Origin of the sequence: Ruminococcus sp., assembly GCF_017549005.1 — a bacterium.
Classification (GTDB): domain Bacteria; phylum Bacillota; class Clostridia; order Oscillospirales; family Ruminococcaceae; genus Ruminococcus.
On the sequence record NZ_JAFYYT010000001.1, the window covers coordinates 44,395 to 64,453 of the forward strand.

The 20,059-nt window shown below is 44.3% G+C and carries 15 protein-coding genes and 2 tRNA genes; 2 read left to right on the forward strand and 15 right to left on the reverse strand.

The window, feature by feature from the left end; translation table 11 throughout:
* Positions 1–64: 64 nt before the first annotated feature.
* From IKW96_RS00240 to IKW96_RS00260, 5 genes are all read right to left on the reverse strand, one after another.
* Entirely contained in the window at positions 65–2,200 is a 2,136-nt protein-coding gene (locus IKW96_RS00240; RefSeq protein WP_294752527.1) for a serpin family protein, read from the reverse strand.
* 24 nt (positions 2,201–2,224) lie between these two features.
* Complete coding sequence (locus tag IKW96_RS00245; protein ID WP_296568801.1) at positions 2,225–3,193, reverse strand: hypothetical protein; 969 nt, start codon at positions 3,191–3,193, stop codon at positions 2,225–2,227.
* Entirely contained in the window at positions 3,180–3,734 is a 555-nt protein-coding gene (locus IKW96_RS00250) for an RNA polymerase sigma factor (protein WP_294752531.1), read from the reverse strand. Before IKW96_RS00250 ends, IKW96_RS00245 begins: the two co-directional genes overlap by 14 nt.
* A 425-nt stretch (positions 3,735–4,159) precedes the next feature.
* Positions 4,160–4,248: transfer RNA gene (locus IKW96_RS00255), tRNA-Ser, on the reverse strand.
* 3 nt (positions 4,249–4,251) lie between these two features.
* Positions 4,252–4,336: transfer RNA gene (locus tag IKW96_RS00260), tRNA-Leu, on the reverse strand.
* Between the two features lie 246 nt (positions 4,337–4,582).
* Between IKW96_RS00260 and spo0A the strand changes: the two genes are divergently transcribed.
* Positions 4,583–5,332 carry a sporulation transcription factor Spo0A gene (gene spo0A, locus IKW96_RS00265; RefSeq protein ID WP_296568806.1) on the forward strand — a complete coding sequence of 250 codons (750 nt, stop codon included), beginning with the start codon at positions 4,583–4,585 and terminating at the stop codon, positions 5,330–5,332.
* Between the two features lie 242 nt (positions 5,333–5,574).
* Here the strand turns inward: spo0A and IKW96_RS00270 are convergent, their stop codons facing one another.
* Genes IKW96_RS00270 through IKW96_RS00285 form a run of 4 tightly spaced genes read right to left on the reverse strand, consistent with a single transcriptional unit; the run spans position 5,575 to position 9,469 of the window.
* Positions 5,575–6,552, reverse strand: coding sequence for an ion transporter (locus IKW96_RS00270; protein WP_296568808.1), 978 nt, complete (start codon positions 6,550–6,552; stop codon positions 5,575–5,577).
* Positions 6,545–7,963: a deoxyguanosinetriphosphate triphosphohydrolase gene (locus IKW96_RS00275; RefSeq protein ID WP_296568811.1), complete on the reverse strand. Its 1,419-nt coding sequence runs from the start codon at positions 7,961–7,963 to the stop codon at positions 6,545–6,547. Before IKW96_RS00275 ends, IKW96_RS00270 begins: the two co-directional genes overlap by 8 nt.
* Positions 7,938–8,666 carry a DNA/RNA nuclease SfsA gene (sfsA, locus tag IKW96_RS00280; protein ID WP_296568814.1) on the reverse strand — a complete coding sequence of 243 codons (729 nt, stop codon included), beginning with the start codon at positions 8,664–8,666 and terminating at the stop codon, positions 7,938–7,940. Before sfsA ends, IKW96_RS00275 begins: the two co-directional genes overlap by 26 nt.
* Positions 8,667–8,683: 17 nt before the next feature.
* On the reverse strand, positions 8,684–9,469 hold the full coding sequence (locus IKW96_RS00285; protein ID WP_296568819.1) for an AraC family transcriptional regulator: 786 nt from the start codon (positions 9,467–9,469) through the stop codon (positions 8,684–8,686).
* A 158-nt stretch (positions 9,470–9,627) separates the two neighbouring features.
* Between IKW96_RS00285 and IKW96_RS00290 the strand changes: the two genes are divergently transcribed.
* Positions 9,628–10,992, forward strand: a complete 1,365-nt coding sequence (locus IKW96_RS00290; protein ID WP_296568822.1) for an MATE family efflux transporter — start codon at positions 9,628–9,630, stop codon at positions 10,990–10,992.
* A 185-nt stretch (positions 10,993–11,177) separates the two neighbouring features.
* Here the strand turns inward: IKW96_RS00290 and IKW96_RS00295 are convergent, their stop codons facing one another.
* The 6 genes from IKW96_RS00295 to IKW96_RS00320 form a co-directional block, all read right to left on the reverse strand.
* Positions 11,178–12,689 carry a hypothetical protein gene (locus IKW96_RS00295; protein ID WP_296568827.1) on the reverse strand — a complete coding sequence of 504 codons (1,512 nt, stop codon included), beginning with the start codon at positions 12,687–12,689 and terminating at the stop codon, positions 11,178–11,180.
* Complete coding sequence (locus IKW96_RS00300; protein WP_296568834.1) at positions 12,686–13,279, reverse strand: sigma-70 family RNA polymerase sigma factor; 594 nt, start codon at positions 13,277–13,279, stop codon at positions 12,686–12,688. The genes IKW96_RS00295 and IKW96_RS00300 overlap by 4 nt, the downstream gene beginning before the upstream one ends.
* 796 nt (positions 13,280–14,075) lie before the next feature.
* Entirely contained in the window at positions 14,076–15,032 is a 957-nt protein-coding gene (locus IKW96_RS00305; RefSeq protein WP_296568837.1) for a GTP-binding protein, read from the reverse strand.
* A gap of 18 nt (positions 15,033–15,050) precedes the next feature.
* Positions 15,051–16,154 carry a GTP-binding protein gene (locus IKW96_RS00310; RefSeq protein ID WP_296568842.1) on the reverse strand — a complete coding sequence of 368 codons (1,104 nt, stop codon included), beginning with the start codon at positions 16,152–16,154 and terminating at the stop codon, positions 15,051–15,053.
* Positions 16,155–16,273: 119 nt separating this feature from the next.
* A complete protein-coding gene (locus tag IKW96_RS00315; protein WP_296568844.1) occupies positions 16,274–18,355 on the reverse strand; it encodes a translation factor GTPase family protein in 2,082 nt (693 codons plus the stop codon).
* A gap of 108 nt (positions 18,356–18,463) precedes the next feature.
* Positions 18,464–20,011: a polysaccharide biosynthesis C-terminal domain-containing protein gene (locus tag IKW96_RS00320; protein WP_296568846.1), complete on the reverse strand. Its 1,548-nt coding sequence runs from the start codon at positions 20,009–20,011 to the stop codon at positions 18,464–18,466.
* Between the last annotated feature and the right edge of the window lie 48 nt (positions 20,012–20,059).

Genomic DNA, 20,059 nt, shown 5'->3' on the forward strand with positions numbered 1-20,059 from the left:
CTGTAACAATACAAGCCGATTATTGTCGATTTTTGAACATCTCGCCATTTTTCTCCGAATAAGATCACTTTTCTCCGAGCTGAGTTGCAGCACCGATGAATAACGGTACATTGTTCTTATCAACTATCATGTACACAAATGGTCTGTTCAGATAAATGAAAACTTCTTTTTTCAGATCAGGCATACCTCCGCCGCCATACAATCCCACAGATGTTACGGCTGCTGCCTTTGTGCCCTTTTCGTTCAGCTCTATCTTTGTTTTGTGGAGCACTTTGTCTATCCACAATGCCTGAGCACCGTCAACGGAAAGGTCGTTTATCTTTGAGAAATCAGCCGTTCCGCCAAAGGCTGTGGGCATGCCCATTTCTTTGAGTATATCGTTGAGAGACTTCTCGTAGTCATACTCAAACTTGGGTATCATTGTATAAAGGTCCACGGACTCAGGATCCTCACATTCCTTCAGCCCATCAAAGAGCTTCTCTGCGTCAAGGTCATTTACATATTCAACTATATCATTATCACGCGGAAGTATTCCCACAAAGCTGTAATTACCACCTGCATAAGGCTTCTTGAAAGCATCGGCATCGCCGAGGTCGAAGTATTCGTACTCCTTGCTGACAAGAGACTTTATGGTACGCTTTTCCCCATTGATATCCGTAAAAAAATCATTGTTTGCATGAGTGTATGGCTGCTGCCAGTCTGCCTCGAAATAGAGAGTATTCAGAAGCATCATGAGCATTTCCTTTTCCTCGGTGGGTTCAAGGTCTCCGTTTCTGAGTATAGACGGTATCATGCCGTTGGTGTTTCTGCTTACCCAGTCATTTATGTCTGTGACTGTATTATCGTCGAAGGGCGCCTTGTACAGCTCTGCACCGTAGTATTTCTTGTTCTGCTCAAGGAAGTCTTCATATACCTTGAATGAGGGCTTGTCCTTGAACCATATGGAATCGGCGATATACACCTTTTCTTTTTCATTATTTGGGAGCTTGCTGAGGTAATAAGCCATATACTCGTTTATCTGACCGAGAGTAAGGCCATTTCCGAGCACCTTCTCCATTTCACTGCGTGTTTTGCCGTCAGCTCCGTTAGCAGTCATTGCAAGAGCTGCCGAGACGGACATAGGTGAGATGAGCAGGTTCTCCTCGCCTGCCTTGGCGGGAGCAAAGCTCTTTTTCAGCAGCTCGATACCGAGATTCATTTCTGCGGCTGCAAATTCTTCATCAACAGTTTTTCCTTCCGATGCCTGTACGTTTACCTTGTCATCAAGGCGGACTGTGCTCATTGAAGACGGTATATCGATAGTTGCAGGATCCAGGTTGAGCAGCTTTTTCTGTATGGCCTGTGCATCGCCGACTGTGAGTCCGTCACCGTTCATATCTCCGTTTGATTCGCCCTGTTTTGTCAGATGATTATCTGCTGTACCGTCCAAGCCGTACTTATTGGGATTTGCAAGAGCCTGCATTATAAGAACTGCGTCCGCCATATCGACATCACCGTCGCAGTTTGCATCGCCCTTAACTACAGCGGGAACATCTCCTGTTATAATTGCATTTTTGCTTTCAAGCTCAATGATCTCATAGCATGGGCTGAGCTGGACATAGTTCAGTGCGGCAGCTATGAGCATATTGCTTTTGTCAGGACCTTGTGCATTAGCAGGATACAGACCGAAGCTCAGATATCTTCTGTATATCTTGCCGCCCTCAGCGTTTTCTTCTGTCCGTATCTTCCAGCCGTGGCCGTCCAAAAGCCATACTTCGCTGTTTGGCACACCGACTGAGTTGGCAATGTAATATATCTGCTCTGTGATACAGCCGTCATCTTTTGTCAATTCTTCAATATCGGCGGATTCGTTGACTATAGTTTCTCCGTCTGAGTTCACAAATGTCGCTTCGGGCCTGAGCACTATCATAATAGAACATTCTTCAAGAGCCTCTGCAACCTTTTCTTTAGTCCATACGGAGTATTTCTTTTCATCTGTCATACCCTTTGCGGCAAAAAGTGCAGATATCTCATCTTCTGACATTTTCTTCATGTCATCAAAAGTGTATTCGCTGCCCGTATCTTCTGTAACAGCGTCCAGAGTTACAGTGTATCCGTCCTCGCTGTCAGCATTGTCTGCGTTTGCCAAGACCAACGAAGACGATGAGGCTGTCATTAATGCTGCTATCATTGCGGCAACGATTCGTTTGTTTGTTCTCATAAAAAATCATCCTTCCATAAAATATTATGCCTGAGGTACAGTTTGAATTATTATATCCAGATCTGCATTTGGATTGTAATATAGGTAATACCCATCATTCCCCATAAATTTTATAGCAACAGCACCTGCAGCGGTAATGCCGTTTACGCTATACACACCTGCTACGCATTGCATTTGCTCCCCCGCTATCATCTGACCGCTTAGCATATCTGCATCGTCTATCCACTCTCCCACATATTCGGGAGATATCATGTACAGACTGGTATAGACGCGGTCATATCTGTAGATATAGGCATAGCAGTATCTTTCGTTTATGGGAAGCTGTTGCCATTGTTCCTCGCTGCTGTATTCACTACCTGCCTCGCCGCCTGTACCGTCGCCTTCAGTGTATCCACCACCTTCAGTGTCTCCCCCGCCGCCAAAGCCTCCGAAACCGCCGTGGTTCCAGTCTCCGTTACCGTTCCAATTCCAGCCGCCTGTGCTAATCGGTTCCGTCGTTATCTCCTGAGTTGTGACAGGGGAAGTGACTGTCTCCACTGTAGTTGTCGCGGTAACACGAAGTGCTGACGTCACTGTAGTATGAACAGCCGAGGTGACAGCCGTAGTCATAGCATTGGTCGTTTTTGCGTAGGTCTGTTCGACTATTGCTGCCTTTTCTGTTGTAGTGGTAGATGTCGCAGATACATTTGTTTTAGTAGTTGTTTTGGCAGTTGTTTTTTCAGTCGAGATCAGTTTTGTGACTGATTCTTCTGTGCCATACGGAACTGTTGTGCCAATTGAGATTGAACCGCCTGTTATAACACTTTCATCAGTTATCGTGTCAATTGGCTTTCTGTAATTCTTCACAGCTGCAAAGCATATCACCACAGCACCGCAAATCCCCGCAGCGGCTGGTATAATTCGCATTGCCAGCGCTTTTCTGCGCTTTATCTTTTTATCATGTTCGTTTCGGACTTCAAGTATGTATTGAGCTGTTTCTTCATATGTTTTCATAATTGAAGCCCTCCTTTTCAAGTTCTGTTTTGAGTGCTTTCCTTGCATTATACAGGAGATTCTTTATCTGTTTGACCGATCTGCCCGTTATTTTGGCGGTTTCCTCGTTGCTGAAGTCCTCAAAATAGGTCAGATACAGCACCTGCTGATAGTCTTCTTTAAGCCTGCATATCGCATGACGAAGATTGATCCTTTGTTCTGTCACAAGGTAACTTCGTTCAAGATCGGCCTCATCTGCAATTTCAATGCATTCGTTCAGTGATACGTTTTTGCGTCTCAGCAAACGTCGTTTATGATCAACGGCAATATTTCTGCCGATAGTATAAAGCCATGTCTTGAAAGAGCTTTTGCCGTTGAATTTCGGCTTCTTAATGGCAAGCTTTATAAATGCATCCTGCATACATTCCTCCGCAGAACCGATATCATCAGTATAGCTGCGGAGATAAAGCATAAGACCATCTCGGAATTCACGGACGATCTCGACCATACCACTGTCATCACCTGCAAGGAAACGGCGGTAGCTACTTTCACCGTTGTCCATCGTTCTGGCTCCTTTCGCGTCAGATCACGTGCTCTTACTTATTAGACGTTACGAGAGTGTGAAAAGACTAAGCGAATTTTATGTTAAAATAAAAAAATATATACAACACATTGTTTGCCTCTTAATTATAATTTATCATTTATTCTATTTATTGTCAATGGATACTTAAAACAGGTCACAGTATACAAATTACTAAAGTAATCTATATCAAATCCGTTAAAATAACAACAGCTCCCTTGCGGGAGCTGTTATTTGGTATCGTTATACTGCCTTTCGTCGTGTGCATTTCATGTGCATTCCGTGTGCATAACACCTGTTTTTGCTGCACACAAAACTGCAAAAATGCATTTAAAACTGTTTTCTACAGGCAAGAGAAAAGCCTGTATTTCGGTGTTTTCCTCGAAATACAGGCTTCTTTAAAAGAGCGGACAGAGAGGGATTCGAACCCTCGATACGCTATTAACGTATACACGAGTTCCAGTCGTGCGCCTTAGACCAGCTCAGCCATCTGTCCATATGGTGCGAGTAATGGGACTTGAACCCATACGTCTGTCGACACACGCCCCTCAAACGTGCCTGTCTGCCAATTCCAGCACACTCGCAAAGTACTATAATATTATACATCAAAGAGGAATAAAAGTCAAGCATTTTTTTATAAAAATCTGTTTATACTAATAATCTACTGAAAACTAACAAAAATAATATATAATACTGATAATAAAATGATTAATACTATAAAAGCACAAAAAATCTCAATATTCGACAAATTACGTTGAAATACCTACTTGAAATTGCGGAATTTATGGTGTAAAATATAAATTGTAGAAATCATGAAAGGAGAATCCGTTATGGAAAACGAATCTATCAAAGTGCTGATTGGCGACAATTCAGCAGCAAACGGAGTAAAAGCAGCAGCAATATTAAGAGAAAGCGGTATGATCGCATATACGCGGAAAATGGAAGGCAGTACGATTTATGAATCTATCATAAAAGACCGTCCCGACGTTGTCATCACAGCCCTGACGATGCAGGATACTGACGCGATCGCACTGATAAGCCGCGTAAAGGAACAGCTTATAAATGTCCCTGAATTCATTGTGGCGTCAAATATCAAAAACAGCTTCATTGAGCGTCAGGTACTTGCTAACGGAGCGGCATACTTCCTCTCAGAGCCCTTAGAACTCAGCGAGCTTGCTTCGATAGTAAAATCTGTATGCAGAAAAGCAGTTTCCAGCGCTTGTACAGATATGGAGATAATGGTTACAGACGTTATACAGAAAATCGGAGTTCCTGCACATATCAAGGGGTATCATTACCTGAGAACTGCTATAATCAGCGCAATAAACAACAGCCAGCTCATGGAAAGCGTAACTAAGCAGTTATATCCTTGTGTTGCTCAGAAATATTCGACAACTTCCTCTCGCGTCGAAAGAGCCATACGTCATGCTATCGAAATTGCATGGGACAGAGGAAACAGCGACGTAATAAGCAGCTTTTTCGGATATTCCGTCAACAGCTTCCGCGGACGTCCCACAAATTCCGAGTTTATCGCACTTATTACCGATAAGATAAGATTAAAGCTGAAATTATCCAAGTAAAAATCATATATAAAGATCAAAAGCTGTATTCGCCCATGAATACAGCTTTTTCTGATTTGTCCTTGTTCATGCAAAGGAACTGCCTCGGACGGCAAATGTGCAGACGCCGGCCTCGGTCTCGCTCAAATAATAACCCAATTATTTTCGCAACATTATTATAGCATTTAAAACCTCTCTTGTCAATAAAATGAGGAGCATTTATACAAGTCAGACAAATTAAACATCTATTTTTCTAACTGCTGTTACCCCGTTTTTATGAGCTTATCCGTTTTTACTATAATTATATCGTTTTTCCTGAGTTTCAGCCCCTCGTTGGGAACTATTGTCATTTCGCCTCGAAGAATAACAAGTATACGGATATTGTAGTTTCCCGTGACCTCTCCAACGGTCATGCCTTTGAAGCTGCTCTTTTCGTCGATGTATATCTCGCCTACGTCGTTAACATCGCTGAATCTTGCGTCAGAATGCTGTTTTTGAGTGTACTGCTCAACAAATCCTGCACTTATGATACCTGTAGGTATCGCGACGACTCCAACACCGAGAAAAGCAATGATTATAGCCATAATCTTGCCTATTACGGTTATAGGATATATATCGCCGTACCCCACTGTAAGAAGCGTGGAAACGCTCCACCATATGCCCGAAAAAGCATTTTTGAATGCTTCCGGCTGGGCTTCATGCTCTGCACTGTAAATACCGAGAGAAGAAGCCAGCATAAGTACTATAATGATGAAAACCGATGAAATGATCTGATTTCTCTTCTCGATAAGCACGGAAGTAATTACATGGAACGAGTCATAATGGGCATTTACTCTGAACAGGTGAAGTATCCTTACAACTCTCAGCATTCTGAACACAATAAAGCCGTCAAGGAAGAAAAACGGAAGAATAGTCAGGAGATCAACTATTCCGTCAAAGGAATGCAGGAATTTCAGCTGTGCTCCTATCCCCTTTTTATCGGGATATAGATATCCAGCTGTCCATATACGCAGGAAATACTCCACGCAGAAAAACGATACCGTCACAGCTTCCATAGCTCTGAACAGAGGCTTGAACATTGCGAGTTCCTCAAATGTATCGAGAAAAACCGTAAGTATATTCAATATTATGATAATTACAATGAACCAGTCAAAGGAACGGCTTATAAGATCATCCTTGTTTCCTATCTGAATAATATCAAATACACGCTTTTTCAGTGATTTTTTACTGCTTTCAGCCAATTCCGCTCAACTCCGTATAAAGTTTTTTTGCATAGCCGTCCGTCATTCCGCAGAGATAATCAGTAACGAGCATGAGCCTCAGATAAAGCTTTTCCTTTTCGCTCTTTCCCTGAGAGCTTATCCTGTAGGCTCTGATGTAGTTTTCGGAAATGAGGCGCATGATGCGTTTTTCAATGAAAGAGCTGCCGTATTCCGTGTCAAAGACCACAACAGCGGAAGTTATCTTGCTCAGAAGGAACTCATATATCTCCCCTGCTGCAATTTCGAGGGAGTATATCTCCTTAGAGCAGAAAACAAACCGGTATGCCATATCACCGAGGGCAAAAGCAACGGTATCGGCGTCAGATGCCGCAAGAAGCTCCTTCGGGAACGTTCCTGCCATGATATCCTTATAATTCCCGATAAACGCTGAAGCCGCACATCTGAGCAGAAGTCCCTGAACATATATTATCCACCGCTGTACAGCATTATGCTCAGGCGAAGACAGGTTCTTCTCAACAGCCTGCCCGTAATAATACTCCAGCCTGCCAAGCACATTCTCAAAAACTGCCTTTTCGTTTTCCCTGCACTTAGGCATATAGGTATTTTTAAGCTCGTACACGAGCCTTGAATATGTTATGAATCCCTTTTTCACCGCGTCCTCGATATCGGCAGTCTTATATGCAATGTCGTCAGCGGCTTCCAGTATAAAAGCCAGCGGGTGTCTGCAGTCAACGGCTCCCGTACTGCTGACAATATCCTCGAATATTTCCCTGTCGGCATAGTAATAACCCATTTTCTTGTCCTTGATATTGCCGCTTTTCTTGTTTATACCGGTCGAGGGGACAGGATACTTTATGATAGTATTCAGCAGACCGTATGTCAGATTCATACCATTCTCATCAACAAGAAAATGAAGCTTGGTAAGCAGCCTGAGAGCCTGTGCATTGCCCTCAAAGTGGTACATATCCTCGCACATCTGCGGATCGAGTATCTCATTGAGCTTTTTTCCGCCCAGTTCCAGCTTCGGAAGATTTCTCACGAACCAGTCACGGACATAGTCCTCACCGAAATGACCGAAAGGAGGATTTCCTATATCGTGTATCAGGCCGGCACACTCGAGGATACTGCATATCTTCTCGATATCCTGCTCATCAAGCTCACTGTCCATATTTCCGGCTATCCTGCGGAATATCATCTGTCCAAGGGACTTTGCAAAGGACGAGACCTCAAGGGAATGAGTAAGGCGTGTTCGCACAAAGTCTCCCCTGTCAAGAGGGAATACCTGGGTCTTGTCCTGCAAACGTCTGAATGAAGCGCTTCCTATTATCCTGTGATAGTCTCTCTGGAACTCGCTGCGCGGATCGTTGCTGACAGAAGTTGTCGAGTAGCTTCTGCGCCTTTTTTCACATAATAATTGTTTCCAGTTCATGATTCTCCTCCGTATCAATAATAATCGGCTTATCTACAGTGATACTGTCGGGCATGACAATACAATCGTATGCAAGGAGTTCCACGCCCTCTGCCCGAGCCCTTCTCAGCGCGTCACCTAAGGCTCTGTGCGTCATATCATTGGGGCGGAACGCCCTTATCTCCTTCATCTGTATCACAAAAAGGATATACGTGCCATATCCTGCTTTATGAGCCCCGATAAGCTCGTTTACGTGTTTGAGCCCTCTCTCGGTAGGTGCGTCCGGAAACAGCGCTATACCGTTCTGCTCGAGAGTAACTCCCTTGACTTCGAGAAACGAAGTCTTACCATTGTCCGATATCATAAAGTCGAAGCGCGAAGCTCCGTATTTGTATTCGCGTCTTATCTCAGCGTTTTTGGAGAAAAGCTCCCCTTTTTTCAGCCATTCCTCCGCAGCAGCATTGGGTATCTGCGAGTCAATATTGACTAAAAGAGTACTTTTGCCCTCCCGCAGCTTTTCAACTGCCACAAGGTCATATCCTGTCCTACGATGAGGATTGTCCGACTTCTCAAGATACACCGTGCAGCCCTTTACAAGAAGCTCCCTGCACCGTCCCGTATTCTTAACATGAACAGTTTCCGCATGACCGTCTATAAGAACATTCGCTATGAACCTGTTGGGACGGTCAATGAACTCCCCGCGTTTTATATTATGGTACAACATGATATATTCCCCGAATATTAATGCATATCTGCATTTGCATTATTTTTTCTGTTCTCATTTTCCTCAAGCACTTTAAGATAATGCAGTTCCCTGTATTTTTTGGGAGTTATACCGTTTACCTTCCTGAAAACGCTGATAAATGCGCTCTGAGAGGAAAATCCGAGGGCAAGTGATATTTCGAGGCAGGAAAACTCCGAATCAGTAAGCAGATTTTCCGCCGTAGTGACTCTCGCTTTTATAATGAACGATTTAATACTCATTCCCGTCTCTTTTGAAAACAGCTTCGACAGATATGAGGGATTGAGCCCCACATGGTCGGCAAGCAGCTTCAGAGTCAGCTCCTCGTGAAGATGTTCATAGATATAGTCAATACATTTGCGTACATGGAGGGAAATAACGTTTTCCTTTTTCAAAGTTTTCATACGCTCAGCAAAATCCAGCTGCATTTCAAGAAAAAGGTCGATTATCATCTCAACGTCATTGAGCTTGTCCGCACGCTGTATGTAGATATCGCTGAGAGTGTAGGCCGCGTCGTGTCCGAGCCCTCCCTCTATGCAGAAACGCGCAACCATAGCCACGGAAGTAACAAAATGATACATTATATTTCTCACAGGATCCTCAGAAAGAGTACCCTTGCCTTCAAAGAAATTCTTCCTTATCCTAGCAAAATTAGCTTTTACAGCTTCCGTATCACCGGCTCTTACCGATCTGTAAACGTTGAGCTCGCGCTCGAAGGGGCTTCTCGTAAAACCGTAATTCCGCTGGATATAGAGTCTGTAATTCAGATCACGGTCTGTTTTCATAAACTCACCTCTTTTGGCTGATTTTCCCATATTTTGTTATATTTCTATTATAGCCCATTTTTGACAAAAAAGCAATATTTCTGATATAATTTCTTTCCCAATTTTATTATAATAAACTCAACAAAACCAATATAGCGACGTTTTAAGGAGGTGTCTTTATGGCAAAGGCAAATGATCTTACAAACGGAAAGGTCTCCTCACTTATTCTAAAATTCTACTTTCCAATGCTGCTGACAAATATGCTCCAGCAGATGTACAATATCGTAGATACTGCCATAGTCGGTAAGGGTCTTGGCGACAACGCCCTCGCTGCCGTAGGAAATATCTCATCACTTACTTTCCTTATATTCGGATTCTCAATGGGACTTGCCAACGGTTTTTCAGTAATAACCGCACAGAGCTTCGGCGCAAAGAACTATTCAAAGCTAAGACGCTCTGTAGCTTCTTCATTTCTGCTCTGCATAATCATAGCGTTAGCGCTGACAGCCCTCAGCACATCATTTTTAAAGCCTGTGCTTCATCTGCTCCGTACAGACGAAGCGATAATGCATGACGGACTTATCTACGGTTACTGCATTTTCGGTGGACTTATCGCAACTATCGCCTATAATCTCTGCTCATGTATACTGAGAGCGCTGGGCGACAGCAAAACTCCGTTTATTGCCATTATAATATCTACAACAGTAAATATACTCCTTGACTCATTCTTTATTTTCGTACTGAAAACAGGTGTTGAGGGAGCTGCCGCAGCAACAATATTCTCACAGATAGTTTCAGCTTTCATATGCTGGCTGAAAATACGCAAAATAGACGTACTCAGCATCAGCAAAGAGGATTTCCGCGGCAACGGAGCCCTTTATATCGAACTTTTCAAAAACGGTCTCCCAATGGCTCTTATGAACTCCATAACAGCTGTAGGCTGTATGGTTATACAGTACTTCGTCAACGGTCTCGGAGTTGCCTATACTACCGTATATTCCGCTTGCAGCAAGTTCATCAATCTCTTTATGCAGCCCGCCTGCACAGCAGGTTTTGCAATGTCCGCATTCACAAGTCAGAATTTCGGTGCTAAGAAATACTCCCGTATCCGTGAGGGACTTCACGTCTGTCTTGCTATCGCAACGGTCTCATACATTGTCCTCGGCTCTGTCATGGTATTCTTCCCTACAAAACTTGCGGGAGTAATGATAAGCGGCGCCGAAACGATAGCCATCTCAAAGACCTATCTCCCCATATGCGGCATTTGTCTTATCGGAGTTGATTACCTCTTCATATTCAGAAACGGCTGTCAGGGCTTCGGAAAGCCTCTTGTGCCGATGATCTCGGGTATCCTCGAAATGGCTCTTAGAGTTGGTGTTATAGCGCTGTTTCTTCCGGTTATCGGCTTCAGGGCTACAGCCTATGCTGAAGCTTCCGCGTGGATAGGCGCAATGATACTCAATATGGCGGCATTCGAGCACACGCTGAAAGCCTGTCTTAAAGAGCCTGCCATAAGACACAAAAAAGTCAGCTCCACAGCATGATCCCGACTGATACGCAGTCGATTATATATCATCCTCACCTCCGCTGTCTGCTCTTCTCTCGCAGACAGCACTTTTTTTGCAAAAAAAGCCCTCGGAACTTCCCGAGGGCAAAAACTATATTAAAGAAGGGTGTGTTTCATTTTTTCTCTTTGAATCATATTCTATACCTTCAACCACGTTACCGGTTATGGTGCGGTCTCATCTGCACTTTCCTTTTCATCCCCGTCATTTACTAATTGATAGCCACTTAAATCACCGTCAGAAAAGAAATACACTTTTGGACCAGATACGGAATCATCAGATACTTTAATTTTAAAGCCTTCAAAATTATCAAATCCCAGTGACGGATCAAAGCTTAACGTTGGATTAAAATCAAATTTCGTATCAGATCCGTTCTCCAACGCTGTATCATGGTGAGTATGCATTATTCCGCTTCCCTTGAGATCACTGTCATGTATTTTGAATGAGATTCCAGTTTCAGCAATAGTGATATTGATAGTCGGATCCCACTGAGAAGAATAAATCATGAAGTTAAAATTAGGTATATATATCTTCATTGAATTCTTGCATTTCACGGAAACGGGAGTAACGAAATCCCTGCCTTCAGCGCTGTATCCGATCTGGAAAGTATTGAGAACATCATCGGCAGCTACACTTTCATAGGAATTATAGGGCTCATAATATCCGAATTTTGTTTCCTCCGAAGACTCGGCATCTGCGTCATCGTCAAGGCTTATCTTTATGAACATTGAGCCGTCCTCATCTTCGTCTGTCGGCATAGCACTTGTACCGTCAGTGTACAGCGAGCGTTTCCAGTCTATTTCATGAGCATTTTCGCCCTTGACGTCATAATAATACTCGGTTTCATCGAAATTCTTGAAGTAAACGACCTTGGAAAGGTTTCTGTTCACGTGATCTGCATCCTTGTATATACTATCGTAAATATAAGATGCAGCTGTCAGCTGTGTACCGTTCTCCCCTGTAACTTCCCCGTATCTGTCCGCATAGAAGTTCTTTTCGATAATATTATCCAGTTCTATATTTGTCATTTGCTCAGCTATCGAAAAAGCTGTAATGCCTTCATCGGAAAAATCCAGAGCTTCGAGGTCCTCTTTTGTGAACCTGACGTCAGTTTCGGCAGCAGCAATGAAATTGGTATTCTTGTACTCGCCCGTATACTCCACTGCATACATCTGATTTGTCGGAACATCATTATATGTCCTCACAAACAGGCGTACTCTCGCGTCCGTGTCGTCATTGCCCGCCCTGAACGGACACTTGCATAAAGGATTATACATTATATTATATTTGGCATAATCGCTGAGCGCCATATCGTATACCTTGTAGGTGTTTATCTCTGTCTCGTCTTCGATCTCCCTGATAATCGAGCGGAACTCCGAATTATTGTTCTCATTCACATTCGCAAGGAAGCTCTGAAACGCTGAGGTTCGCGGTATAACAGCCAAACAGGCCACAACTGCCGCCGCAGCTGCTACGATCTTCATCACAGGTGTGACTCTGAATCTGCCCGAAACGTTCTCAACATCGCTTACTACCATTTCATAATCCGTCTCTGACTCGGGAAAAGCCTGCGCTGTTATCTTATCGAAACAGTTAACGCCTGCCGAAAGACTGTTCATTTTATTTCTGAGCTCTTTTTCAAACTCAGGATCTATTCTTATATCGTCATTTTTCATTCATTGTCACCTGCCTTTACCTTTAAAATGGCAATTGCCTTCTGGTATCTTGATTTTACCGTTGATTCGGGACACTTCATGACCTTTGCTATCTGCTTGAATGTCATATCCGCACAGCATTTAAGGACCACCGTCTGCCTTTGCTTGTCATTCAGCTCTTTCAAAAGCTGATTTATGTAAATACTGTCTTCCACAGTCCTTTCGTCATCGCCGTAGTTCTGAATAATATCGTTTGCCACCTCTCGTTTGAATCTACGGCGATATTCCAGCGCAACATTGCGGGCTACAGTGAGAATGAAGCCTTTTCCGTCACCCTTTGAGGCAGAAAAGCGCTTTATCCGCGTCAGCCTAACGAAAGTTTCCGCAACGCAGTCCTCGGAAAGATGATAGTCCTGAGTTATACTGTAAGCCACTGCAAAAACGCTGTCCTTAAACATAAGGTAAAGCTTTTCAAGACATTCCTTGGATCTTGTACAATCGATTATGAGCTGATTAACGGAACTCTCCGAATCATCTTTATTCCTTTTCTGAGTAAAAACTGTTATAATTTGTCCGTCACCTCCGCCGAGGGTCTTTATATCGGCTTCCACTTTCTCACTTCCTTTGAATTATTAAGCATTCACAGCTTTATAAAGCGTATAACTCTTATCATTTTGAAAGCTTTCATAAATAAGTGATTTCTGAAGCCGAAAAAGACGAAAATATCTGAAAAAATTTTTGAGAAATTTTTTATAACCTGTTAAGCTTACTATCAACATCAGAAATCATATTTTCGGTCGATGTCAGGCATTCTTCTGACAGCCGCCCTCAGATATGCCGTTCTGACGTAATAAAGCTCTATTGCAACAATTATAGCATATTTGTACCTTTTAATCAAATATAATCTGCATTATAAAAGTATTGCCCTAACACATATATTTATAATATAATGAAAACAGTTCTGCGAATATAGATACGGAATGGTACTAATAATATGTAATAATTCTTACCGCTCTATGAATAATCTATGTTTTTACTATATTCTTTCAATATGTGTAATGTTATTTCAACATATTGTTGAAATCTGTGTTAAAAGTAACGCTCCCCGTCATGTGTGGTACGCATAGAGAAGTATATGTGAGAATTTATTGAGGAAAACCCTTTTGAAAAAGGGTTCTTCCTCAAACTCCTTTCCTAAAACTTCCAGCTTAAATTTTTCCAAACAGGACGCCCAACGAAAACTAACGCCCTCTATAACTCTTACAGGGGGCGTCCTGTTTGGAAAAATTTGGGATAAAAGTCTTTGGAAGGGGGGGCGGGGGAAAACCTTTCCTCAGAAAGGTTTCCCCCGATAAGTCCCATATATACGTCTTTACTAGTATCACACATAAGGGAGCGCATTTTTTATCAATAGAAAGTTGCCACAGGCTGCTCGGGAGCTTCCGCAGGTTCAATGCCCCTTACAAGGAGCAGCGGCCCCTTTCCGCGGTAGAGCTTATGCTTCTGAACGCTTATTTTTCCTGTAACAGTCACCCATGACTTATTTGCAGGCTCGTTTCCGTCATCGACCTGAGCCGCAAGCCAGCAGTACTGTATATCTTCAACACAGCAGGTCATGATATGGCGGCCGACTGCAAAGGTATTCGCAGGGAACTTCTCGTTTTTCGCTGTAAGAGCCTTGAAAGTCATGGTCTTACCGTCATATTTGAACGGATCGTCCATAATATCCCTGTACCACAGAGCAAAGTCCTTGTCCTCGATAGTTATCTCGTCTGCCTCCACGTCAAACGGGAGGGGATCCTCGATATCATCGTATGCAACTCGTCCGTCAGTGTATTCGTAAACTATCTCAGCGCTTCTGCTGACGCCTCTTACCACCTTATGATACTCATTCGGGTCAAATTTTTCATTAAAGCGGTTGAAAATGACCATTTCAGCCACATTGAGCTTGTCAACCACAAGACTTCTCATGTTAGCGTTATAGTTATTGAAAGTCGTAGCGTCAACGAAGAACATTGTCTGCGCTATTGTCGTATCATCAGGCATAGCCTTATAGAAATCGTCCATTAGCCACATTCCGTTATACTCGCAGACAATACGTTCAGCGCCGCTCTCTTTAAGAAGCTTTGTGAAGTTCTCCATTGTGAACTCGGACTTGTCCTCTATGACGTGAGTTATGATATTCTTCTTTGGCATACGTGAGATATCGTACTCCTCAACGCCCTCCTCGCATATCAGCAGGAGCGTTTTTTCACCCTTGTTGAAACGCTTGTCCTCGAGAGTTTCCTGTATGAACTTGGTCTTTCCCGCTTCCAGAAAGCCGAGAAAAAGGTATATCGGAATTACATCATTCTGATCAGGCACGGTAAAAGCTCCTTTCGATCAAGCCTTGAAAAGCTCGGCAATAGCATCCTCGTTTATCTTTGAACCGATAACGCAGAGCCTGCCGATAGTGCTCGCGCTTCCTGTACGGACATCGGGCACTCCGGGTACATAGTCATAGTGTATCCACTTGCCGTCAGTACCGGCAACGATACCCTTTGCACGGAGTATCATGCCGTATTTTTCTTCATTGCCAAGCGCTTCAAGAGCGGACTGTATCTCCTCAGGGGTATAAGCTCTTGTAGTCTCTCTGCCCCAGCTTGTGAAGACCTCATCTGCATGGTGATGATGGTGATGTTCGTGATCATGATTGTGACAGCCGCAGGTGCAGTCCGGACCATGGTCGTGGTGATGTTCATGTTCATCATCATGATCGTGGTGGTGATGATGTTCATGTTCTTCATCATGATCGTGGTGATGATGATGTTCATGCTCTTCATCATGTTCATGGTGATGATGATCATGATGTGCAGCCTCCTCAAGAAGCTCTTTAAGCTCGTCATCAAGAGTATTTTTCTGTGTCATTGCGTCAACAAGCTGCTTTCCTGTGAGCTCGTCCCACTCGGTAGTAACGATAGGGGCGGCAGGATTCTTCTCACGGAGACTCTTTACGCAGTCATCAAGCTTATCCTGTGAAAGACCGCTTGTATGGCTGAGAATCAGGCAGCTCGCGTAAGTTATCTGATTATCGAAGAACTCGCCGAAATTCTTCATGTACATCTTGTACTTCTTGGCGTCAACAACAGTTGTAAAACCGTCAAGCTCAACATCATGAGCGTTTATGTTCTGGACTGCGCGGATAACGTCGCTGAGCTTACCAACGCCCGAGGGTTCGATAAGGATACGGTCGGGAGCATAATCAGCGAGGACCTTTTCAAGAGCCTTGCCGAAGTCTCCGACCAAGCTGCAGCAGATACAGCCGGAGTTCATTTCGGTTATCTCAACGCCTGCGTCCTGCAGAAAACCGCCGTCAATACCGATCTGACCGAATTCATTTTCGATAAGGACGAGCTTTTCGCCCTTGTAGCCCTCCTGAATGAGCTTCTTTATAAGAGTGGTCTTTCCGGCACCGAGAAAGCCCGAGAAAATAGTGATCTTTGTCATGTGAACAACACTTCTTTCATAAATTTTGATTCAAAGAATATTATATCACATTGATAATAATAAATCAAGCCCTGTATGGACATAAAAACGGCTGCCTGATCACAGGCAGCCATATATTATTATTCTTCAGCTCCAACAGAAGAAATTACCTCTGCAAGGAGATTAGCAGGAAGCTGCTCATACCTTACGAAGTCGAACGTGAAGCTTCCGAGACCTCTTGTGGTCTGACGGAGATACATTGCGAAATCGTGCATCTCACGCATAGGTACTTCCGCCTGGATAACGGTGTTGCCGCCTCCGACAGGCTCCATACCGAGAACTCTGCCTCTGCGCTTGTTGAGCTCGCCCATGATATCGCCCGTATTGTCGTCAGGAGCTGTTACCTTGAGCTCACCGATAGGCTCAAGCATTACGGGATCAGCCTGTCTGAGACCTTCCTTGTAAGCAATGGAAGCGGCAGTCTTGAACGCCATTTCCGAGGAGTCAACAGGGTGATAGGAACCGTCAACAAGTATCGCTTTAAGTCCGACAACTGGGCAGCCTGCAAGAACGCCCTTTCTTACGCTTTCCTCGAGACCCTTCTGTACTGCCGGGAAGTAGTTCTTCGGAACAGCTCCGCCGAATATCTTCTCCTCGAATACAAGGGTATCACTTACGCAGGGCTCAAACTCTATCCAAACGTCACCGAACTGTCCGTGACCGCCCGACTGCTTCTTGTGTCGTCCCTGTACCTTGACCTTCTTGCGGATAGTCTCCTTATAAGCTATCTTAGGTACCGTAAGGCTTACGTCAACGCCGAACTTGCTCTTTAGCTTTGCAGCTGCGACCTCGATATGCTGCTCGCCGAGACCGCTGAGTATCTGCTCCTTTGTAGTTTCGTCCTGAACGTATGTCAGGGTAGGATCTTCCTCGATAAGTCTCTGGATACTTGTTGAGATCTTAGCTTCGTCGCCCTGTGCCTTAGCCTTTACAGCCATAGAGTAGCAAGGTCTCGGGAACTCCATGCCGCCGAACTCTACTACCTTTGAACTGTCTGCCAGCGAATCGCCTGTATTTGCGGATATCTTTGAAGCAACGACTATATCGCCTGCATAAGCTGCTGACACCTCAGTCTGCTTCTTTCCGCAGAGAGTATAGAGCTTTCCGATCTTCTCGCTTGAACCCGATGTGGAGTTCATTACTTCGCTGTTGGAAGTCAGCTTACCTGACATAACTCTTATGAACGACATCTTGCCGACGAACGGATCGGCAACTGTCTTGAAAACAAATGCAGAAAGAGGAGCGTTTACATCGCACTCTATCTCAACAACATCCTTTGTAGCTGTATAAGCCTCTGCTGCATATACCTCGTTAGGCGACGGAAGCAGAAGCTCTATCTCCTTGAGGAGCATATCTATACCTGCAAGGTCGGCAGCGGAAGTACAAACAACAGGAGTGATGATACCTCTGTTCATACCATCGTGGATACCGTCAATGAGCTCCTTCTGAGTAAAGGGTTCGCCCTCGAAGAACTTCTCCATAAGCTCCTCGGAAGTCTCTGCAACGGCCTCGGAAACGGCTGCAACAAGACCGTCAACACGGTACTCGAACTTTTCGGATATCTCCGCCGTAGGCATCTCAGTCTCGATAGCGTTGCCCTTAGCGTCGTATTTATAGCACTTCATCTCAATGAGATTTACGTATTCAACGATAGCGCCGTGGCTGATAACAGGAACTACAACAGGGCACACAGTTGGACCGAAAACAGTCTTGAGCTCTGTGAGGACATTGAAGAAGTTAGCGTCCTTGTCGTCGATCTTTGTAACGACGAACATCTTGGACTTGCCCTGCTTTACAGCCTCTTCGTAAGCCTTTCTTGCGCCTACCTTAACACCCGATTTTGCCGAAACAGTGATCATTACAGTATCAGCAGCCCTGATGCCCTCAATCATTTCAGCGGCAAAGTCAAACAAACCGGGAGTATCAAGGATATTTACCTTGAAATCATTATATTCAAAAGAAGCAAGAGACGTACCTATCGAGATCTGTCTCTTGATCTCCTCAGGATCGTAATCACAAACCGTTGTGCCGTCAGCAGTCTTGCCGAGACGGTCGGAAGCTCCTGCTTTGAAAAGTACAGCCTCAGCAAGAGAAGTTTTTCCCGAGCCGTTGTGGCCAGCAAATGCTATGTTTTTTACCTTGTTAACATCATATTCTTTCATGACAAAGTTTCTCCTCTTAATTGGTTTATCCGTCTTATATCCACGGCATACAAATATTATAATTCATTAATAAAAAAATTGCAATACTAACACAAAATTTTCTACATATCATATTACACGGCTAACAGTTTGTTGTGCAGTATCACTAAAATCTTCTTCTCCGCATTTACTAAATAGCTTTACTTTTCCTAATGCGGAGAATACAGCAAAATATGCTCCTCCCCATATTATCCCGAAAAACAGCATATCCGCGGTACCTTCAATTTTATTATTCGTTAATCTAAAAAACAGTTCAGCTGCCGACATCGTACCGATCGCCAGTATTACGGGGAAAATCAATGTTCCACAAAGTGCCGCGCGAGCGCCCGTTACCCTTATAACTTTCACGAACCTCATACAGTTCCCGAAGATGTTGCTCGCGTAGTACGAAACAACAACACCGAAGAAGCCTATCCTCGGTATCAGTATGACCACTGCAGCTATACGTATGATATACTCAAACAGGTAATTTGCCGATGAAAAGCTCTGCAGTCCCAGTCCTTTTATAAGTGCTTCAAGGACTATCTCCATGTAGATGAACGGTATCACAGGAGCTATCATCGTTATTATCCTCCCAGCAAGCTCTCCGCCGCCCAGCTTATCCCCTATCATGCCGCCGAATCTCATGATAACAGCTGCCGAGAAAACCGAGAACATCAGCGTCCAGGCCTTCAGCCGCTCCGTGAAGCACCTGATACGCTGCCTGTTTCCGGCAGCGGCTGCTCTTGCGGCTTCACTCACGATTATCCCCGACATTGAGCACAGAACCACTGACGGAAAGAACAGCGCAGGTATCACGATAGCCTCAAATATGCCGAATTTTCCAAGTGCGTCCCCTGCGGAGTCACCGTACATTCTCAGGCAGACGGGTATAAGCGCGTCATTTGTGCTGCTCAGTACAGCTGTAAGTATCCCCCCACCCATTATTGGCAGGGAAAATGCAGCATATTCACGGAAACTCAGCGAGCATTCCGTCCTGTATTTCTTATGGGTACAAAGGTAAGATATTCCGAGATACAGCATTGAAACGCAGTTTCCTGCAATTATGCCGCCTATCATGATATCGCAGACAGCTCCCTCGCCTGCAACTCCCCTGACAAGCGAAAATACGACGATGACTCCGCACCTTGCCGCGAATTCTGCAATATCACCTATTGCAGTCACAGCAGCCTTACGGCTGGCGTTGAAGTAGCCCTTGATGCAGGCAGAAACAGCTCCCGTAACGAGTGCTATGGGCATAAAACGTATAGCAGCCGTCATGTGTGCGCCGCTGAAAAATCTGAGACTTATCCCCTCCGCAAATGTCAGGATAACCAACGAGACAGCTGTGCTCAGTATCAGGCACAGCTTTAATCCATGACTGAGGATACGATTAGGGTTTCCGCAGCTTTTTCCGAGTTCCTCGGATATAAGCCGGCTCGTGCAGATAAATGCATTACCGTTGGAAAGTATCCCTGCAAGTCCGAGAAAAGAGCCCATAAGGCTGAGTATGCCTATCGCCGATGAGCCCATCTGCTTTGTGATGAAAACGTTCAGCAGCAGAGCCGCCGTGTCAAGAAAGAGCTGCATTGCTGTCAGCAGCGCTGTATCACGTACTATCTTACTTTTTATGAACATAGCTTCCTCCATTATTTGCTGCTATATTTTATGAAGAAGCTGTCATAA

What these genes read in the sequence shown, in the direction of transcription:
- IKW96_RS00240 (WP_294752527.1), bottom strand. Translation starts at nt 2,200, where the DNA reads ATGAGAACAAACAAACGAATCGTTGCCGCAATGATAGCAGCATTAATG.
- IKW96_RS00245 (WP_296568801.1), bottom strand. Translation starts at nt 3,193, where the DNA reads ATGAAAACATATGAAGAAACAGCTCAATACATACTTGAAGTCCGAAAC.
- IKW96_RS00250 (WP_294752531.1), bottom strand. Translation starts at nt 3,734, where the DNA reads ATGGACAACGGTGAAAGTAGCTACCGCCGTTTCCTTGCAGGTGATGAC.
- spo0A (WP_296568806.1), top strand. Translation starts at nt 4,583, where the DNA reads ATGGAAAACGAATCTATCAAAGTGCTGATTGGCGACAATTCAGCAGCA.
- IKW96_RS00275 (WP_296568811.1), bottom strand. Translation starts at nt 7,963, where the DNA reads ATGAACTGGAAACAATTATTATGTGAAAAAAGGCGCAGAAGCTACTCG.
- sfsA (WP_296568814.1), bottom strand. Translation starts at nt 8,666, where the DNA reads ATGTTGTACCATAATATAAAACGCGGGGAGTTCATTGACCGTCCCAAC.
- IKW96_RS00285 (WP_296568819.1), bottom strand. Translation starts at nt 9,469, where the DNA reads ATGAAAACAGACCGTGATCTGAATTACAGACTCTATATCCAGCGGAAT.
- IKW96_RS00290 (WP_296568822.1), top strand. Translation starts at nt 9,628, where the DNA reads ATGGCAAAGGCAAATGATCTTACAAACGGAAAGGTCTCCTCACTTATT.
- IKW96_RS00295 (WP_296568827.1), bottom strand. Translation starts at nt 12,689, where the DNA reads ATGAAAAATGACGATATAAGAATAGATCCTGAGTTTGAAAAAGAGCTC.
- IKW96_RS00310 (WP_296568842.1), bottom strand. Translation starts at nt 16,154, where the DNA reads ATGACAAAGATCACTATTTTCTCGGGCTTTCTCGGTGCCGGAAAGACC.
- IKW96_RS00315 (WP_296568844.1), bottom strand. Translation starts at nt 18,355, where the DNA reads ATGAAAGAATATGATGTTAACAAGGTAAAAAACATAGCATTTGCTGGC.
- IKW96_RS00320 (WP_296568846.1), bottom strand. Translation starts at nt 20,011, where the DNA reads ATGTTCATAAAAAGTAAGATAGTACGTGATACAGCGCTGCTGACAGCA.